General features: G+C 60.4%; 17 protein-coding genes. 7 read left to right on the forward strand and 10 right to left on the reverse strand.

All coding sequences use genetic code 11. The features are described from left to right. Positions 1-157: 157 nt before the first annotated feature. On the reverse strand, positions 158-349 hold the full coding sequence (locus R3F42_09855) for a hypothetical protein (protein MEZ5542337.1): 192 nt from the start codon (positions 347-349) through the stop codon (positions 158-160). Positions 350-948: 599 nt separating this feature from the next. Here R3F42_09855 and R3F42_09860 point away from each other — a divergent pair. Both R3F42_09860 and R3F42_09865 read left to right on the forward strand, forming a co-directional pair. Then, complete coding sequence (locus tag R3F42_09860; GenBank protein MEZ5542338.1) at positions 949-1149, forward strand: hypothetical protein; 201 nt, start codon at positions 949-951, stop codon at positions 1147-1149. A 244-nt stretch (positions 1150-1393) separates the two neighbouring features. Next, complete coding sequence (locus R3F42_09865) at positions 1394-2137, forward strand: hypothetical protein (GenBank protein ID MEZ5542339.1); 744 nt, start codon at positions 1394-1396, stop codon at positions 2135-2137. Positions 2138-2515: 378 nt separating this feature from the next. Here the strand turns inward: R3F42_09865 and R3F42_09870 are convergent, their stop codons facing one another. After that, entirely contained in the window at positions 2516-3826 is a 1311-nt protein-coding gene (locus R3F42_09870) for a hypothetical protein (GenBank protein ID MEZ5542340.1), read from the reverse strand. A 720-nt stretch (positions 3827-4546) separates the two neighbouring features. Between R3F42_09870 and R3F42_09875 the strand changes: the two genes are divergently transcribed. Further along, positions 4547-5827 carry an aryl-sulfate sulfotransferase gene (locus R3F42_09875; GenBank protein ID MEZ5542341.1) on the forward strand — a complete coding sequence of 427 codons (1281 nt, stop codon included), beginning with the start codon at positions 4547-4549 and terminating at the stop codon, positions 5825-5827. Between the two features lie 796 nt (positions 5828-6623). Continuing rightward, positions 6624-6977, forward strand: a complete 354-nt coding sequence (locus R3F42_09880; GenBank protein ID MEZ5542342.1) for a transposase — start codon at positions 6624-6626, stop codon at positions 6975-6977. A gap of 743 nt (positions 6978-7720) precedes the next feature. Here R3F42_09880 and R3F42_09885 read toward each other — a convergent pair. Further along, entirely contained in the window at positions 7721-8230 is a 510-nt protein-coding gene (locus R3F42_09885; protein MEZ5542343.1) for a hypothetical protein, read from the reverse strand. 879 nt (positions 8231-9109) lie between these two features. Between R3F42_09885 and R3F42_09890 the strand changes: the two genes are divergently transcribed. Further along, on the forward strand, positions 9110-10147 hold the full coding sequence (locus tag R3F42_09890) for a DUF4115 domain-containing protein (protein ID MEZ5542344.1): 1038 nt from the start codon (positions 9110-9112) through the stop codon (positions 10145-10147). A 215-nt stretch (positions 10148-10362) separates the two neighbouring features. On the opposite strand, the gene R3F42_09895 is transcribed toward R3F42_09890, so the two are convergent. From R3F42_09895 to R3F42_09905, 3 genes are all read right to left on the reverse strand, one after another. Then, positions 10363-10578: a hypothetical protein gene (locus R3F42_09895; protein ID MEZ5542345.1), complete on the reverse strand. Its 216-nt coding sequence runs from the start codon at positions 10576-10578 to the stop codon at positions 10363-10365. 150 nt (positions 10579-10728) lie between these two features. After that, positions 10729-11211: a hypothetical protein gene (locus tag R3F42_09900; GenBank protein MEZ5542346.1), complete on the reverse strand. Its 483-nt coding sequence runs from the start codon at positions 11209-11211 to the stop codon at positions 10729-10731. A 335-nt stretch (positions 11212-11546) separates the two neighbouring features. Further along, the gene (locus R3F42_09905; protein ID MEZ5542347.1) at positions 11547-12656 is read right to left on the reverse strand and encodes a beta-propeller fold lactonase family protein; all 1110 of its coding nucleotides are present in this window, start codon (positions 12654-12656) and stop codon (positions 11547-11549) included. Positions 12657-12894: 238 nt separating this feature from the next. On the opposite strand from R3F42_09905, the gene R3F42_09910 reads away from it, so the two are divergent. Next, a complete protein-coding gene (locus R3F42_09910; GenBank protein MEZ5542348.1) occupies positions 12895-13602 on the forward strand; it encodes a response regulator transcription factor in 708 nt (235 codons plus the stop codon). Then, positions 13595-15100 carry an ATP-binding protein gene (locus R3F42_09915; protein MEZ5542349.1) on the forward strand — a complete coding sequence of 502 codons (1506 nt, stop codon included), beginning with the start codon at positions 13595-13597 and terminating at the stop codon, positions 15098-15100. The genes R3F42_09910 and R3F42_09915 overlap by 8 nt, the downstream gene beginning before the upstream one ends. Positions 15101-15241: 141 nt before the next feature. On the opposite strand, the gene R3F42_09920 is transcribed toward R3F42_09915, so the two are convergent. From R3F42_09920 to R3F42_09935, 4 genes are all read right to left on the reverse strand, one after another. Beyond that, positions 15242-15616 (reverse strand): hypothetical protein, encoded by a 375-nt coding sequence (locus R3F42_09920; GenBank protein MEZ5542350.1) that lies wholly within the window; start codon positions 15614-15616, stop codon positions 15242-15244. Positions 15617-15642: 26 nt separating this feature from the next. Then, a complete protein-coding gene (locus R3F42_09925; GenBank protein ID MEZ5542351.1) occupies positions 15643-16356 on the reverse strand; it encodes a class I SAM-dependent methyltransferase in 714 nt (237 codons plus the stop codon). Positions 16357-16471: 115 nt separating this feature from the next. Next, positions 16472-17830: a patatin-like phospholipase family protein gene (locus R3F42_09930; protein ID MEZ5542352.1), complete on the reverse strand. Its 1359-nt coding sequence runs from the start codon at positions 17828-17830 to the stop codon at positions 16472-16474. A 248-nt stretch (positions 17831-18078) separates the two neighbouring features. Beyond that, entirely contained in the window at positions 18079-18588 is a 510-nt protein-coding gene (locus R3F42_09935; protein ID MEZ5542353.1) for a disulfide bond formation protein B, read from the reverse strand. Positions 18589-18645: the final 57 nt, after the last annotated feature.

The raw sequence follows: 18645 nt of genomic DNA on the forward strand, positions 1-18645 counted from the left end.
CTGCCCATCCCTGCCCTGCAACCCGGATTGCTGCAGGGCACGCGCGAACTCGGATAGTCCGCCTTGCCGGATATGACGATTGGCAGGGTCTGGTACGAACGGGGGCCCTGCCCTGTGCCGGCCGCGGAGGTTTTGATGCTTGCATACGCAGTTGCGGTCAGGTGCCATAGCCGGCCGTTTCGTCATCTGCCTGGCTGAGTCTGAATAGGGCGTACCGCTCGCCAGCTTCCTTGACCTCGCTGTACGATACGACGTAGCAACCTTCCATTTTCTCGCGCTTCATGATGGCATCCATCAGCTGATTGAAGCGTTTCCGCTGTTCGCGGATATTGACCTTGATAAGCCTCATGGGTACACCCTTGGATGACGTTCACTCGTGGCCGGTTCGCAAACATTGTCGCCCGGGAACTTTGCAGATTTATTTAGTTCAGCGGCTATCTGCAGGATTTTTCCGGTTGCAATATAAGTATTGCCTTAAGAAAGGGGAATGATCCCTGCGGTTTCCTGCATTGCCACATACTTACCTGCCGCCCCATCGGCTTGCATAACGTGCTGTAATAATAACACTTAATGGCGCTGGCGAAATCGCCCGCTCGCGCCGACTTTGCATATAAGCGCTTCTCGTACTAGAACTTATCTCATATCCCGCGCGAACTGCGTAACAGCCTGGAATGCGCGCCTGCAAGGCGCGCTACGCAGCAGAGTTCTTGACGTCCGGGCAAGCAGCGCAACACGGCAGGCTTGCATCTCGGGCGCAACCCCTGGGCGCCGGGCGGTTTTGTACCCAGGCAGGGTCGCGGCTCACTCAGATAGCTAGGGCTACGCTACGGTCAACGCGCCCGCCAGCAATCAACAATTGCACGGTCGCGGCCGCGTCGGATTATGAGATAGGTTCCAGTAACAGCAAAATGAATCCAGTGATTCCAACAAACGTTAAGGTGATATCACATGGCAATATTGATAACGAAGATCGGCGCCAAATATTCCGCCACTGTCACGCCGCCTCACAGCGGGAAGGACATGTGGTCAACCGCTGACCCGGTTGATGTCGGCACGCTGGTCAATGAGCTCAAAGCCCAGGGTTGCAACTACAACGATATCGGTGATGCGTTCTTGAATTCCGGATCACTACGAATTGAGCCGCAATGATCGTTCGCACCGTCGAGACGAATACCAGTCGGTTGTAGCAAGGCAGGTTCAAGACCAGATCCCCGCGCGTACTGCATACCCCATCGGCTGCAGGATCTGCATGCCCAGCCACGAGGGAGAACGGCAGGATGCCTTTCCTAATAAAATCGCATTAGTGACATTTTCCTGTCACCGAAGTAGACTTGTATCCATCAGATAATAATATCTTAATAATCAAGAATAAATGGATTCGCGGAGCCCCCCCATGACGAGAACCCACCCTGGCGATGCACGCGATGGTCACACGGATACCTGTTTGACCCTGTTGACTGGCTTTCTCGCACTCCATAGCCAAGCTGCCCGTAAATGCATCGCCGTTGCGCTGTTGCTTTCCATAACGCATACGGCCACAGCTGCATCAGTCATTTACTCCATCACCTCAGATGCATTCGTGCTGAACAATCCGAACGGGACCTGGGGTGGCAACCTGAATCTCGGTGCAGGACAGGATATCAACCTTACCGTTGCGTACCGGTTTGCAGCCTTGCCAAGTTCATCGGCGGGCACCACACGCACGTTTCAACTGGAGGGAATGCGGATATATGACAATACAAACGGCTTGGCATCGGCATTCATCACCGGCACGGGGGACATAACCATTACCTATAACGGTGTTACGGATTTTCAGAGTAGCGCCACATACGGCACGCCAGGCGGGAGTTTTCACACAAATGAGCTCCTTGCAGAGCTGGGCGATTTCGGTGACCCCCTGCCTACCGGGGCAATATTCGACTCGCTCGTCGAATCCGCTGGCATACTCCGCGTTATTGCCAGGGCCCCCAATTTCGAATTCAATAACATTTCGGGCCTGAACGGACTGTCGCTGGATCCGGGCAGCTTCACCTTTCATTCGCAACTCGTCCCCATCCCACCCGCCGTTTATCTCTTTGCTTCCGGTCTGCTGGGATTGATCGGCTGCAGCAGACGAACGAGGCATTTCAGCAATTAAACGCTGCAAACGTTCAGTCCGGAACGACCTCATCCAGTGCAACTGTCGTTTCCAAGCCGGAATTGAATCAAGTCACCGCTTCCAGATCGCATGCCGCGGCGCCCGAAGACGCTCAACGACGCACCTGCATCGGCACTCAAATAACGGCAGCAACCCGCGTAAGCGGGTACACTCATCCCATGCCCGAATGCCGGCAGACAGCGAGGTGGGCGGTTCCGTGGTTCAGGTAATGCGCCGGTGGTGAAACTGCTTACCGATCGGACGCGGTGATACAGCTGCCGATATCCGGTGATACGGGCTGAAATCCCGGCTGGATCCTCGATTATGACGGGCTCGTGTTCATACACGGCATGTGGCCGCGTCGATAAGGCTCCCCTCTTACGGACCGGTAGCCAATTTGACGGTGTGGTTCGTCTGATCGGTATACACGATGCTCACCCTGCCTGCGGGATCAACCGCAATTCCGGGATTGCCGCCAACCTCACCGACGGCATCGATGTAAGACCTTTCCCAGACACCGCTCACGTTAGTGGCATATTTGAGATCACCGTTCTGATCCTGGTAGGCAATATGCACCCTGTCCGCCATATCCAGCGCGATACCCACCCGATCGCCACCGATCCAGCTGAAACTGTCGACCTGCTCATATTGCCACCCGGCGGGTGGATTCCAGGCGTGCATCACTGAGAACTGCCTGGTGTAGGCGATATGAACAATGCCTGCGGAATCCACTGCCACGGCGACACCACCCTTGCAGTCATCGGCCATTGTCCCGCCCTGCAAGGAACCACCCGTGTTATTCATATAGTAAACGTAACAATCCAGTCCGACGCTTGCAAAGACCAGATGGACATAGCCTGCACTATCGACGAGGATGTCCATATCAAGCACCGAAGCATTGGAAAAACCGCTTATGAATTCCGGCTGCCAGGTTCCGGAGGCATTGGTGACATACTTCACATCCCCCATGGAACTGCCGGTATAGACGATGTGGGCATTGCCGTTGTCGTCGACGGCAAGCGCATTCACAATCCCGGCAGAGAGATCCGCCGTTTCGGATATCCATACACCGGTCGCATTGCCGGCATGCTTCAGGCTGAAATTCACACTATCCGCATAACTCAGGCGGCCCGCCCCAGACTGATCTATCTGAATGTCGGTATCGCCGGTAGTGCCGGCGCCACCGTCCACTGTCGCATACACCCAGCCGGCACCATCTCTCCAGGCATGCATGACAACATTGCCGTCCCGGTAGCTGACATGAGGCTGGTTCCCGGCGTCCAGGGCCAAAGCCGGCTCGCTACCGGTACCAATGGTTTCGGTGTGCCAACCGGCGGTGCCGGGTGTGGTAACGCATACCTGATTGCTCTGGCCCACGGTGCCAACAGGAAACAGGATGGCATAAATGACGTAACAGTACCGGGTTTGCGGTTCGAGGTTCCTGTCGATAAAACTGGTACCCGACACATGAACCGGGAAAGCCGCAGCGCCATTGCGTACGATGTCATAACCGCTCACCAGGCCGGAATGCGGCATCCAGTCCAGGGATGTTTCACTCGGCGTGCTCACAGCGACGCTCAGCGTCATCGTCTGCGCAACACCACCTCCCCCGCCGCCGCAGCCAGCCAGCAGCATGAACAGCAAATACAACAAACGTGCGTTGACACGCGCAGAGGAAAGTTCGAACACCGCTACCTGCCTGCCGGGCAATTCAAGCCAAAATCGATGTGCGGGCACCGCACCGGACAGTAAGATAGCCGATAGACAGGTAAATGATTTTGACCCTGCGCAAATCCCAGCCCGCGAGCGGGCGCTGTGCTTTCGGATACAACCCGCATGGTGACCACGTCCCGCCCGGCGCCGATGAAGCCGAACGTTCGGCAGCGTCACCCAGACGCTGGCAACCACCGGCTGCGGTGGGCCAGACATATGCGTCGGGGTGACCGAACATGACGCGTGACGTTCATCCAGCACTCTGGCAGCACGCTCGATCAAAAGCCACATTGAAACGCCACCAGTTCGATCGCTTGCGTACCCGCAGCAGTGCCCGGCCCGGCAGGACTGGTCGGTCTGCACCTTGGCGTCTGTTGAGTAAACACCGCGTAAATTTCAGGTCACGGACTGTCCGGATCAGCTCCCCGGATTGGTATGTCTTGATCCAGATCAAGCGTTTCACGTAGTTCGTGCCAGACCTGTCTGCTACTTTTTCGACATAAGCATCAAACAAGGCGTCCCATCCATGCGCCATGCTGGGGGCTGCGACGCTGACTGGGAGGGGGGGATATGACTATCTCGCGAATGGCGGTAATGCTAGCCGGTCTACTGCCGGCAATGCTTCCGGGTGCGGTCAGCGCCTATCAATCGACCCAGGGCCCGAGCGGTGTATTGCAGCACGACAAACACCGAACCGTGCCGGGTTATACACTGTTCACGCCTGCCACCACGACCTATCTCATCGATATGGAGGGTGACATCGCCAAGACCTGGCAGTGGGAGCTTGGCGGCGATACACAATTGCTCGAAAACGGCCATCTCCTCAGGCTGGAAGTGCTTCCGTTTCCGGCACGGCCATCCGGCCTGAACTGGGGCGGCGCATCGGGCATGGTGAGCGAATACACCTGGGATGGCAAACTGGTCTGGCAGCATGCAATCAACAGCGCAGACGAGATCAGCCATCACATGATCCACCGTATGCCGAACGGCAATACGCTGGTCATCGTCTGGGAGCGCATAACCTATGCTGACGCCGTGCAGCGGGGTCGTGATCCCCAGACGCTCAACAACGCCGCTGATCCGGCCGTCGACTGTTATGACAGCGTGGATCCGCCGGGCCGCTACAAGTGCGATTTCTGGCCGGACAAGATCGTGGAGCTCGACCGCAAGGGTGTGCCGACGGGTTGGGAATGGCGTGCCTGGGACCATGTCTGCAATGCACAGGAGGCCGGTTGTATCGATATCAACTACCGCTTCCCGATCACACCCCGGTCGCATCGCTCCACAGCGGATTACATGCACGCCAACAGTATCGATTTCGATCCGGAAACGGAGACAATCCTGCTGAACTCGCGGGTGTTCGGGGAGTTCTTCATCATCGACTACCATACCGGCGAGATCGTCGATCGTTGGGGCAATCCCTGTGCCTATGGTGCTGGCACGTGCCCTTCCTACATGAATGACGGCGATCAGCGCCTGTTCGGCCCCCACGCATCGCATTTCGTGCGTGCGCCGTCTGCTGGGGCGGGGAACGTCCTGATATTCAACAATGGCTGGATGCAGCCGACGGGCAGCGCGTCGGACGCGCTGGAAGTTGTCCGGAATGCAGCGACCGGCCGTTTCAGCGACGGCGACGTGACCTGGCAATTCGCGACGGTGACGCCGACCTACAGCGAGTTCGCCGGTTATGCCCAGGAACTGCCGAACGACAACAGGCTCATCACGATGTCGATGGACGGACATCTCATCGAGGTGAACCGCGAAAGCGGCGAGATCGTCTGGGAGTTCGTCAGTCCCGTCGTCGGTGCAGAGCTGTTCTGCTATCTCACCGAAGAGCAGGCCCAGGCAAACTTCATGTTCCGGGCGCTGCGTTACGCCGCAGATTATCCCGGGCTGAAGGGCAGAAAGCTGCAGCGCGGCAAGCGCTTCGACCCCCGCTGCCCGCCCGTGTGGTCGAGCAAAACTGATGATGGCTGATTGAGGGACTGGGCAAGCGTTACCCACTTGTTTCGGGAGCATCGGCCCTGGCGCCAGCCTGCATGCCAGCGCCCAGCCCGTGAATCCCTGCGCTCAGATCGGCCGTGTGCAAAGTGCCGATGACCGGCAGGATTGCAGTTGCCATGCAGCTGCCAACCCGGAACAGTCCGCTTTCGGCCAACATCCGTCATTCCGGCGGAAGCCGGAATCCAGTCAGTCCCGAGCAAATGAAGTCCGAATCCGGCCAACAACGGACATACGCCGAGCAGCCGCATACTTCTTAAAGGCAGTAAAACGGTAATTTTGAAATTTCTGAGCCAGAATGCTAGCTGCACTAACAACGCATCCCTGCAGATAAGTAAACGGCCCCTGCGGGGCCGTTTTCAAAGGGTTTGTTAATGCACATTTCCGCGCCTTGAAATCCCGATCAACCCAAGTAACCCACAACCAAATAGCAGTGCAGCGGGAGGGAGTGGAACAGCCTCTAGATTGCCATAGGTAACGCCTGGTTGACTGCCATTAAAGAACCCAAAATCACCCCCCGTAAAAGTTGCATCAGAAACTATCCATGATTCTAGAACTGTGGCCCCGTCAAGAATGGTTACCTCAAAGTTACCTGGTGCAAAATCAAGAGTAAAGCTATAAGTAGTATTTCTTGCCCAGCTAAGGCTATTTTCGCGTAGTATAGTTGCTGTTGCTGTATTTACCCCGGTGTTATGAAGTCCGTTATGTTCCCGAGTTACCCACGAAAGTAGACATTCCCTTAGTGAGATAAGATGCTAGTGGAGGTGTCACCATGTCGAAGAAAGAAAACCAAGTCCTACCCGGAGTCGTTTCGCCAGGAAGCGGTGAGCTGGCTGATCAACCGGACCGCACGGCGGCTGATGTTGCCAGGGAGCTAGGTCTGCATGTGGGCCAGATCTACAACTGGCGTACCCAGCTCAACAAGCTGTCGAAGAAGCAGTTTACCGTAGCCGATGGCACGAACTACTCACCAGGAAAGAAGGCTGAGATTCGCAAGCTCAAGAAGCGTGTTGCAGAGCTGGAGCAGGAGCGTGATTTCCTAAAAAAAGCGACGGCGTACTTCGCGAAAGCCGACAAGCGGTACGCCCTGATCGAGTCCTGTCGGCAGGGTTCCGGATCGACATGATGTGCCGGCTGTTGTCGGTGTCGCGATCCGGCTATTACGCCTGGCGCAAGCGCCCGGTTTGTCCACCAGCGCCAGCGCCGTACGCTGGTTGGTGAGGCGGTGGAGGCCGCCTATCATCAGTTCAGGCTACGGTGCGCCACTTGCGGCTTTGGTGAAGTGGAGCTGAATGAACGCGGCATTCCTGCAGTTTGAACCATGTAGCTGATTTACTGAAGGAACGCGGTCTGAAGCTCGTAACGGGAAGGGCTTCAGATACTTCCTCAGGTCGAGTCGCAGACCAACGTGAACGAGAATCTGCTGGGCCGGCGCTTTGGCGCGGATGAGCCGAACGGAAGTGGGTCTCGGACATCACCTACATCCGAGTGGGGCGTGTCTGGCTGTACCTGGCAGCAGTACTGGACCTGTTCTCCCGCAAGGTGGTGGGCTGGGCGCTGGACACCCACATGCGGGAGAGCTGATTCTGGATGCCTTCACCATGGCGGTCGCACGCCGGGACCTGAAGGACAATGCCCTGATCCACTCGGATCGCGGTGTACCAGTACCGGGGTAATGAGTATCAGGACGTGTTGCAGGCGCATGGCGTTCGTTGCAGCATGAGCCGGAAGGGGAATTGCTGGGACAATGCGGTAATGGAGTCCTTCTTCAGTCGCCTGAAGGTGGAGCTGATCATGCAGAGAACTACAAAACCGTTGCTGAAGCGCGTACCGGCATCTTTGAATACATTGAGATGTTCTACAATCGGGTTAGACGACACTCGGCCATCGGCTATGTCGTCCGCATGAATATGAGCAGCAGTTCGAGAAATTAACCGTGTCCACGATTTGTAGGTAAGACCAGTTCGGATCTACCAGAGGATTCCCTGTGTCGATCAGCGACAGATACATGCCATTCAGCAAATTGCCTTGAGCTAGCTGTTTCCAACCAAACAAGTACATTTGCCCCCTATTTTGGTATCCAAATGTAAACCCAATAATATCGTCATCAGTGCCGCTAATTGTAAATTCTCCAGTAATTAGATTGTTAGTTACGTCTATTAAACCTCCACTGCGGAAGATGGAAGGATCACTATTTAAAGTTTGTGTAACGAGTGAATTATCAGGCCCAGATACTACCCAGTTGCTTGCTCCATCAAGGGTAACGTAATTTTCTGTTATAAAGGTACTAAGATCTAGCGCAACAGCCCACGAACTAGATGAAAATAGCGCGGCAAGGAATGCTATAAGCACAGCACGTAAACGGAATATTGCGTTCATTTTGTCTCTCCGTAAGTTCAGTTAAATCACCCATTGCAGAAAAGAGGATGATAACAATTTACATCTTGTTCCTTCGACTAGCCTGGATTGAGAATCGAAAACAATCCAATACCATGCTATTTACCTTCCTCTGCCCCTTCTTATTAATTTCGTGGAAAGCATATTTGCGACAGTAGAAGTATTCTTTGATACCGGTCAATAGACACACAGCACACAAAACATGAATGAAGGCTCCTAAAGAATTTAATAGTATTTGATCGTAATAAATATACCGCCCCAATGACTTGAGTTTTTCTAATTTATCTCACAATGCTCAAAATCCTATGGAAGGGTGTGAAGTACTTTTCTTCCAGTTAGAGTCTTACAGTGAATGTCCGAATTTACTAAATAGTAGAAACGAACTAGTACATTTGTATTATTCGAAATGACAATTCGCGAATGTCGTAGTTGGGTCGTCTCCCGACCGTTACACAGCCCTAAAAATAGAAACCGCTAACAGTCCGGAATGGGTCGGCTGTGGACACAGGCAAGTCTCCAGCGTGGAGGACCAACTGCTTCGTCATCCGCCACAACAGACCTCCCCCATCAGCCAGGGCAGGTGTCGGAACCCGCAACCCCTGATCGCCATGGTTATTCGCTACTGGCCTGAGATCCCGACTCCGGCACATTGACGACCCCGGCTGTTCCAACACGCGGGCAGACAAGACATGCGGTATTCGATCGCCGCCAAGTCAGGACAAGGTTGTTTCCGGTTTACCTTCAGAACATCAACAAGATGCCGAAAACACAGGAATCTTCCGTCAGGTGCAGATGAAAGCCGTGCTTTGCAACAGGCATTGCTCGCAGAAGACCTACTCTTGACACAGGCGCAGCCGGGGCATGGAAGCGATTGAACTGAATCTTGAAGTACCCGAACCACCGCAGCGAGCCATCTTCGGCGAGCGTCTGGTCGCGGCCCGCGAGGCACGCGGCCTGGACCTCGGGGAGGTTGTCCGGGTGCTGCGGCTGCCTGCAGCCACCTTGCAAGCACTCGAGTCCAGCTGCTACGAGAAACTGCCCGCGCCGGTTTTCGTGCGCGGTTATCTGCGCGCCTATGCACGGCTGCTGGGGATGGACGCTGAGGCGCTCGTTGCGGAGTATAACCGGCAGGTCGCAGTGCCCGAGATAGTTCTCGCGCCGGCAATCAAGGCACGTCCCGAAGCGGCAGCGCGCCATCTGTACAGCCGCGGCGCTTTTGCCTTGATCGTGTTGACCGTAATGGTGCTGCTCGGGTCCTGGTGGTACCAACGGCCGAATCAGGACATGGCCGACCAATCCCGTACCGTGTCAGCGCAGGCCAGAGACTCGGCTGCACCAGTGACCGGACTTGCCTCACCGCAGGCGGGCAAAGCGAATATGCCCCCCGTGTCGCTCGATGCACATGCGCCGCAGCCCCCGGCGAGAGAGGCTGCCGAAGCGCGCGTCGCCGCAATCGAATCTGGAACGCCGCCGGCTGGGACACCGGCCGTGGCCGTGCCGGACTTACCCGCCACCAACACCAAGGCTGACACCGTGAAGCACAGGAAAGATGCTGGAGCACGGCTCCAGCCCACGCTGCCTGACCTGCCGCTTGCACCCCTTGCCTCCGACCACGGCGGGCTCGTGCCAGCGAGTCGCGCCCCCACGGGTATCGAAGCAATCAGCATCAGGGCAAACGGTGAAAGCTGGGCCGAAGTCGTCGATGGGAACGGCTATCAGCTGCTGTATTATCTGTTGCGTCCGGGCATGGAGTACCGACTGCAAGGCCAGCCCCCGTTTCAGGTATTTCTCGGCAATGCGCCGGCCGTGGAACTCAGCCTGAACCACAAACCATTCGATCACACGCCTTTTCGCCGCAATAACAGCACCGCCCGTTTCACTGTGGATGCCCATCCGTAAGCGTGCACATTGCAAGATGGCACGCAGCGGCTCCTGCTTCCGTTCCTGGCCGCGTCACGGAGATGTCCCCGGCAGCTCGGGCGCATTGGCGTCGCTTTGAACTGGCCGCTGCCTTCGTCTGCGGCCCTCGACCCGGTTTCGGCATCTGGGCTCGCCCCTGAATCGTTAGCTCAGGGTGTGCACTTAACCGCAGGCACCATCAGATCGATCTGCCATTACTCGTTAGCTTCCTCTTCGGCTCGCTTCAACTTGTCCCGCTCAGTTTGCATCGCAGCGTTGAGCTGCACACGTACCTGGTCTTGCAGCTCCTTGGCCTGCCTTGCCTGTTGCGCGCTGAGCTGCGCCTCTGTTGCCGCCGTACTTACGATATCTGCACCGCAGCCGGTTAAGGCGACGATCAGAAACCCTGGGAATATGAGTCGGTTCATCATTTAGCTCTCCATGAATGCCATCGGTCTGAGGTTTTAGGCACCGTCTTCATGCTTGTCGCAAGAGCGTGTTCAGGATGCCCGGGTCCGGCTGGCAACGGACAACGACTCATGACCAGCCCCCCCGGCGCGGTGCATTCCGTCTTGCTGCGATCATGGCCGGGATTGAATCAGGAAGAATAAGCCCGCCTCACGCGGTCTCGATTCACTCCGGAATATGGCAGAACCTGTCACGCGAGCGCTGCTATGCGCTGCACCATGCGGATGGTAGAGGTACGCGAAAGCCATCACGATCAAACCGCGCAGACTATCCATATACAGCAGTTGGGTAATGCCCGAGATGAAATAGATGCCGATGCCGATGGTGACCAGCATGAGTCCACAGACCAAGGCCAGGCTACGCGCGCCAGGATGATCCGTGAGCACCCAGAACGCGGCAAGAAACGTAAACAGGCTGGACGCGGCGATCGGCGTCCCCAGCGTTGCTATAGCCAGGGCGGTCTCGGGAGGAACATTCAGGTCGATTGCAAAACGTGCGGCGAATGCCTGAATATCCAAAATGATCGATGCGCCCGTCGCCACCGTTACGACACCGCTGGCCAACAATAGGAACAGGAGCACGCGCTTAATCATCATCTTGATCTATTGATCCGGCCACTTTGCTAACGGGAATACGCCATAGGTCTGAATATCATCGGCGGCAGGATCAGGCAGTTGAATCGTGACGCGCGCACGAACCCCGGCCGACACATGTGGACATCGACGGGACTTTTGCTATCCCTTCAATGCTTTACGCAAACTGAACCGGATGATTCAAGCGCAAGGCCGAACCCGGATGTCCGCGAATTTCTCCAGAATTATTGCCGCGTCACCACGGCAGCACGCGCCTCCCGATCGCCAGCTATCGGCCACGCGAACTACACGGGGCCGGCCGCCCGCATGCGCAACGGGTACCCGGCCCCGCTGTCAACTCAGTACGCCGCGAGCCCGTTCAGTCCCGTGGGCAGGCCGGTGACGCCCGGGATCGGTACCAGCCTGCGATTGCCGAGCACCCGGAACGCCGCGATCGAACCATCGGCCGCACTCAGTGCGAACAGCGTGTTGCCGCCGCTGGACAACGCCATGTCGATCGGTGCCGTGCCCGCGCCGGTGCTCGCGGCGACGCCATCGTCGCTGGTCAGTGTCAGACTGCCGTCAGGATGGCTCCTGAATGCCGAGATACTGGAAGAACCGGCGTTGGTGGTGAAGGCATAGCGGCCGTTACGCGAAGTCACGACCCAGCAGGCGGCCGTCTCTGTCGTCGGCACGGCAGCCGCAAGCAGTTCCAGTGTGCCGTCATCCCGCACGTCATAGGAGGACAGGCTGCTGGCATCCACGGCACCGCCATTGGCCTCGCTCACCAGCAGATGACCATAACGATCGAAGGCGAAGCCGAACGGCGTCGTGCCGGCGGAGGCATTGACCACGGCCGGACCGGGCCGGCCGTCAGCATCGAGGACAAAGGTGGTGATGCGGTTGGTCGCCTTCTCGGTCACGACCAGGGCATCGCCCCAGGGCGTGAAGCCGACCTGCGCCGGACCGGTGCCGCTGCCGCTCAGGCTGCGTACCGAATCGGCCAGCGGACTCAGCATGCCGTTGTGGTCGACGGTAAAGCCTGCAATGCTGTCGCTGCCCGCGTTCAGCACATACAGCAGGCGGCCGTGGCGCGTCAGGCTGACCGGCTGCTGGCCGCCCGCGGCCACCGTGCCGATCAATCTGGGCCGGCCGTGCCGGACACTGAATACAGAGATGCTGTTGCTGCCGGCATTGACCGCGTACAGCGCGCGGCGATCGGGGCCGAGCAACAGCCCGCCCTGGTTGCCCAGGCCGCTGCCGCTGCCCAGGCCGCCGGTCGGGACGCTGCCCAGGCCGACCAGGCCCTGGTGCGGCCGGTGGGCGAAGACCAGTATCGCGTTGCCGTCAGCGGCGTTGGACATGGTAAATACCCCGCCGGCGTCACTGCCACCGGCCGCGGCCGGCAGTACGAACCCGCACAGGGACAGGAATACTGCGAGGATGTATGTGGCTCTCAGAGGTTTCATGGCGCTACGTCTCCTTTGCTGAATGACGGAAGAAACTGCCGATACAGGTGTGACGCCGCAGTGCGGCGCACCACCTGCGCGGGCAGTCTGGCAGCATGACCCCACGAGGTCCTCGCCAAAGGTTTACGATTCGGTCACGAATCCGTCCCGCTGCGCGGAGCTCGCCGAATCGGGATAATTTCGTGACATTCCTGTGTTTTGCTTGTCCAACAGGACACCGGCCGGGAGGGAGAACGCCGTGGCGCGCCGCATACTGGTAGTGGAAGACAACCTGGACCTGGCCGGGCTGCTCATGCTGCATCTGCGCGATGCCGGCTACAGCGCCACCCATGCGCAGGATGGCCGCAGCGCCCTGCAACTGCTGGATGACGAGACGTTCGACCTGGTCGTGCTCGACCTGATGCTGCCCGATGCCGACGGACTCGACGTGTGCCGGCGCCTGCGCGCCGGCTCCCGTGTCCTGCCGATCCTGATACTCACCGCCAAGTCGACCGAGTTCGACCGGGTCCTGGGGCTGGAGGTGGGGGCGGACGACTACTTGACCAAGCCCTTCAGCATCCGCGAGCTGCTGGCGCGGGTCAAGGCGCTGCTGCGCCGCATCGACGCGCTGGCGGAACCGGCGCCCGAAGCGCCCGTGGTGCTCGAATTCGAGGGACTCACCATCGACACCGCGCGACGCCGCGTGCTGCTCGACGGCGCTGAAGTGCACCTGACCGGACGCGAGTTCGATCTACTGGTGCATTTCGCGCGCCACCCGGGACTGGTGTACAGCCGGGCACAGCTGCTCGATCTGGTGTGGGGCTACGGCCACGACGGCTACGAACACACCGTCAATTCGCACATCAACCGGCTGCGCGCGAAGATCGAACGCACTCCGGCGCTGCCGCGCTACATCCTCACCGTCTGGGGGGTCGGCTACAAGTTCGCGGAACACACCGATGCCTGAGGCGAACGACCCTCGTCCGGCGCCGTTCCACAGTCTGTACGCGCGGCTCGCGCTGGGCCTGGTCGTGCTGGTGCTGCTGCTGGGCACGGTGAACTTCGGCGTCATGCTGAATGCGGGCAGGCTCTATTTGCAGGAGCTGAACCAGCGTCTGAACCGCACCCTGGCGGCGAACCTCATCGCCGAGAACAGGCTGCAGGTCGACAACGGCCACTTCGACTCGGCGTCGCTCGGACCGATCTTCCATACCTACATGGTCGTGAACCCGAGCATCGAGGTGTATCTGCTCGATGCCGAGGGCCGTATCCTCGCCTACTCGGCACCGGCGGCAAAGGTCAGGCGCGAACGCGTGGACCTGGCGCCCGTGCGCGCCTTTCTGGACGACACGGCCCGGCTACCGATCACCGGCGACGATCCGCGCGACCCGGCGGGCCGCAAGGTGTTCTCGGCCGCGCCGGTCGGTCCGCCCGAGCGGCCGCAGGGCTACCTCTACGTGGTGCTGGCCGGTGAACAGCTGGACTCGGCTGCGGCCATGCTGCGCGACAGCTACATGCTGCGCGTGGCCCTGTACGGGCTCGCCGGTGTCGCCCTGTTCGGCGTGCTGGCCGGTCTCTGGCTGCTGTTCCGGCTCACCCGGCGCCTGCACCGGCTGGATCGCGCGCTGGGCGAATTCGAGGCGAGCGATTTCACGGCGCTGCCGGCGTTCGGCCACGACGCGGCGCGGACGGACGACGAGCTGAACCGCCTGTCCCGCAGGTTCAGGCGCATGGCCGAACGCATCATTGCCCAGGTCGGTACGCTGAAGCAGACCGATGCGCTGCGGCGCGAGCTGGTCGCCAACGTCTCGCACGACCTGCGCACGCCTATCGCGTCGTTGCAGGGCTATCTGGAAACACTGCTGATGAAGGCCGATACGCTGACTGACGGCGAGCGCGACCAGTACCTGCAGATCGCCCTGCGCCACAGCCGGCAGCTCGGTGCACTGGTGAGCGAACTGTTCGAGCTCGCCAAGCTCGAATCCGGTCATACGCAGCTGCAGCGCGAGGCCTTCGCAGCGGGCGAACTGGTTCAGGACGTGGCACTGAAATTCCAGCTGCCCGCGCGCGCCGCCGGTGTACGCATCGTGACCGAAATACCGCCCGCCCTGCCCTTCGTCAGCGCAGACATCGGTATGATCGAACGGGTGCTGGAGAACCTGCTCGACAACGCCCTGCGGCATACGCCGGACGGTGGCCAGGTGACGGTCTCGCTCGCCGCCGCTGGCGGCGGCATCAGGGTGCAGGTGGCCGACACCGGCGCCGGTATCCCCGCGTCCGAGTTGCCTCACCTCTTCGACCGCTTCTATCAGGTCAAGAAAAGCCAGCGCGAAGCGGGCGGCGGGGTCGGCCTGGGACTGGCGATCGTCAAACGCATCCTGGACCTGCATGCGGTGGGCATCACTGTCAGCAGCACGCTGGAACAGGGCACCTGCTTCGATTTCGCGCTGCCGGTCGCGGCCTGAACGGATGCGGCCGTCGCGGGCATGTACACCTGCGGTTCCGGCTCGCTACCGCGGGCATTGGCATGGCGCAAACAAATCTTCCCGACAGTCCCCGTACCGCAACCCGACCGCCCACCCTCAGCACCTGCACGGCGCAGCCGTTCACTTCCGAAACAGCGCATCCAGCGCATCACGCGCCGCGTCCTCCGTGCCGGCCGACTCCGGCGCAGCCGCACCGGCTGCATCCCCGAACAGGGCGTCCAGTTCGCGGCGCGCGGCAGCGTCCTGCGCCGGGGCGGCGTTCCAGGCCCGCGGGTTGAGCCGGAAGTAACCGCAGAAGTTGGCGCGCTGCTTGTCGGCAACGGGCTCGGCGACCGGTTCCCGACATTGCTGCGGCGCCACGGGATCGAAGAACCCGCACATCCGGCACACATGCAGCTGCGCCCGGCAGTGCGGGCATTCCTCGTGACGCGCCAGCGGCAACAGCAGATCCGGCAAGGCACCGCCGCAGCGCCAGCAGTTACAGCGCTCTGACATGCCTCCTCCTCGTGCCGACGTCGCGCTCAGGCGCCGGCCTTGCGCAGCAGGTCCACGCGTACCGGCATCAGGAATCGCGCCCCCGCGGGACCGAGGTGCGCCTCGAACCGCTGCTGCACCGCGCGATAGAGCGCGGCATCGAGCCGGTGCGCGGTGTGGGTCACCTTCAGGATCCTGTTTTCGAAGTCCGCGAAGTCCTCGAACTGCAGCGGCGAATGGAAGAACACTTCCTCGTCCAGGCTGAACAGCCCGGCCTCAACCGCCCGCCTGAGCGCGCCGAACGCCGCCTCGCGCACCACCCGCTCGTCGTGGAACAGGCGCAGGATTTCGTTGAATGCCCCGGCATAGACGGGCTCGGAGATGTACGCATGCCCGCCCGGCTTCAGTACCCGCCGGATCTCCCGCAGCGCCTGGTCCATCAGGTCCACCGGCACATGGTGCAGCGACTTGAACATGAACACGACGTCGACCGCCGCATCCTCCAGCGGGATGGCCTCGGCACCGGCGAGCAGGAAGGTCACGTTGGGCAGGTCGGTGATCTGCAGGTTCTTCTCGTGGGCGATTCGGTCCACCTCCAGCGCGGTGATGCGGCGGCCGGGTCCGGCGGTCGCGATATCGCGCGTGATGACGGCACTGCCGCAGCCCAGTTCCAGGATGTGCTTCCCGTCCAGCGTCAGCAGCCGGTGAAAGATCTCGCTTTCCGGGCAGGTGAGTTCGATGGCGTCAGTGGCGATTCTCATTGCGGCAGTCATAGCATGATCGGATCGGCAAGATACTCGCGCAAAGGCGCGGAGAACACAAAGATTTTCGCATCTCGCCAACACGCAGGCAGATGCGTGCGCACGCGTCCCGCGCCTACGGTCCCGCACCCACGTCCCCCAGGAAGCGCCGGAATTCCGGATTCCCCAGCAGCAGCTCCCGGCCCGCCGCGATCAGGTCGTCCGCCTGGGGCTGCGTCAGGCTGAAGCTGGTCGGGATCTGGTTGAAGTAATGGCGCCGCTCCGGCTGCGCGATGGCCTCGAAATCCAGCTCGACGAAGTACGGTTCCACCGTGAACCCGGGCCGGTTGAGTTCCGCCGACCAGCGCCGGATGCTGTTGCGCAACAGCTCGATCGTCGCCGCGTTGGTGCGGTGGATCTGTGCGTCGGTGACCGCGTTGATGATGCTTTCCATCGACGGTACCGCGTTGCTCAGCTCCATGTCGTACTGCGGCGTGGTGGAGGCGTTCACGGAAATGATGATGAAGCGCGGCGTGGGGACGCCGCCGATCGACTGCAGAAAGCGTTTCGCGCCGCCGGCGACCTCGATCATTTCGTAGATCGCCAGCAGGCCCAGGTTGTCGGTGATGCCGCCGTCCACGAGGTGGATGAAGCGGCGCCGGTCCTTCTGCGCATAGCTGCCTAACCCCGTCACCACCTGCGCCAGCTGCGGCGAGGCGGCCAGTGCCGGGTGCGCCGGGTTCAGGTAGGCGTAGTCGGGCAGGCTGCAGCCCGGGTAGTTTCTCAATACCACCGGGTGGAACAGCACCGGCACGGCGGATGACGCGGCCACGGCACGGGCCACCCGGAAGGTGGAAAGGTCTGAGCACAGCAGGTCGAAGTAGTCCTGCAGGAAGGAGAAGCGCACGCCCCGGCCGAGATCGGTGGCGTTGATCGCGATCAGCGGACCGTCCCGACGCTGCAGGTCGGCGAAGGTCGCGCCGCGGAACACCTTCCGGTCATAGTAGTCGATCGCCATATCGGTGCGGCCGCTGCTCGAGAACCACAGGGCGGGATGCAGCAGGCCGTGCACCAGCTCGCTGGACACGTCGTAACGCAGGAAGCGGTCCTCGAAATCGGTGAAGATCCCGTCGCCGTAGACACCGTAATAGGCTGCCGTGAAGCTCCCGCCGGAGACCGCACTGATCGCGTCGACCTCGTCGAGCAGGCGTCGCGACTGCCCGTCCAGGACGACGCGCGTATCGCGCAGGGCCGCGAGCACGCCATAGGCCAGCGCGGCGGCACGGGTGCCGCCCCCGGAAAACGCCAGCACCAGCGTCACCTCGTTGGAGCGGGTGGCATGCAGCGCCTGGGCGACCGAATACCGTTGCGTGGGCCCGATCTCGGGCAGCGGCTGGTTGTCGATCGCGCCGAAGGAGGCGCAGCCTGCCTGCAGCTGCAGGGACAGCACCAGCAGGAGATGGATCCAGGGGGTCAGACTCGATTGATGCGTCATATGCCTGGCATGGCCCTGTCTCATGGTCCGCAGGGGCGGCTCCGCCGGCACCCGGCCGATCACGCCGGCAACGCGCGCAGCAGCCAGAACACGCCGGCGACGACGGCCAGGCAAAGGGCGCAGGCAAGCAGGATCCTGATCGTCTTGTTCATGGGACCGCCGGAGTCGGATTGCCTGCGCTGCTGACCGGGCGGTGGCAGCCGAGCCCCGCGCCGCCGGCTGCGCGTGGATCGCGCACGTCCGTCAGGCTAGCGCTTCCGGGCACCGGCAGCCACCAGCATGGTGACCGAGATCCAGACGAACGCGGCCGACACCACGATCAGCGCCTCCGCCATGGAGATGCCGAACGGCAGCTTCGGCGTGTAGCCGCAGGAATCCTGCACCTGGAACAGCGCCGGCAGCCACTGGTCGGGCGTGAACCAGGCCGGCAGGCCCAGGTCGAAGCCGCAGTTCCCGACCACGAAGCCGCGCTCGGTGCCCAGCAGCCGGTAGGAACGCTCCAGCAGCCCCGCTGAAATGATGACGGTGAGCAGGTGCACCGGTACCGGCCTGAACCGCAGCGGGTGCTGCAGCAACGCTACCAGCGCCACGAGGATCAGGGCCATCAGCCAGAGCCTGACGTGGATGCACAAGACGCAGGGCGCCTCCCCGAGCACGTGCTGGTAATACAGTCCCACCGCCTCGAACGAGATCCCGATCATGAGCACCGCCAGCCAGTAATAAGCGCTCTGGCTGATACGTGTCAGCTGTTGCCGCATGTTCGTCTCCGTCACCGCCGGGCAGGGGTCTGCCTGCACAAGATGCTGTTTGAATTG

Source organism: Pseudomonadota bacterium, from assembly GCA_041395565.1.
Lineage (GTDB): Bacteria > Pseudomonadota > Gammaproteobacteria > UBA9214 > UBA9214 > UBA9214.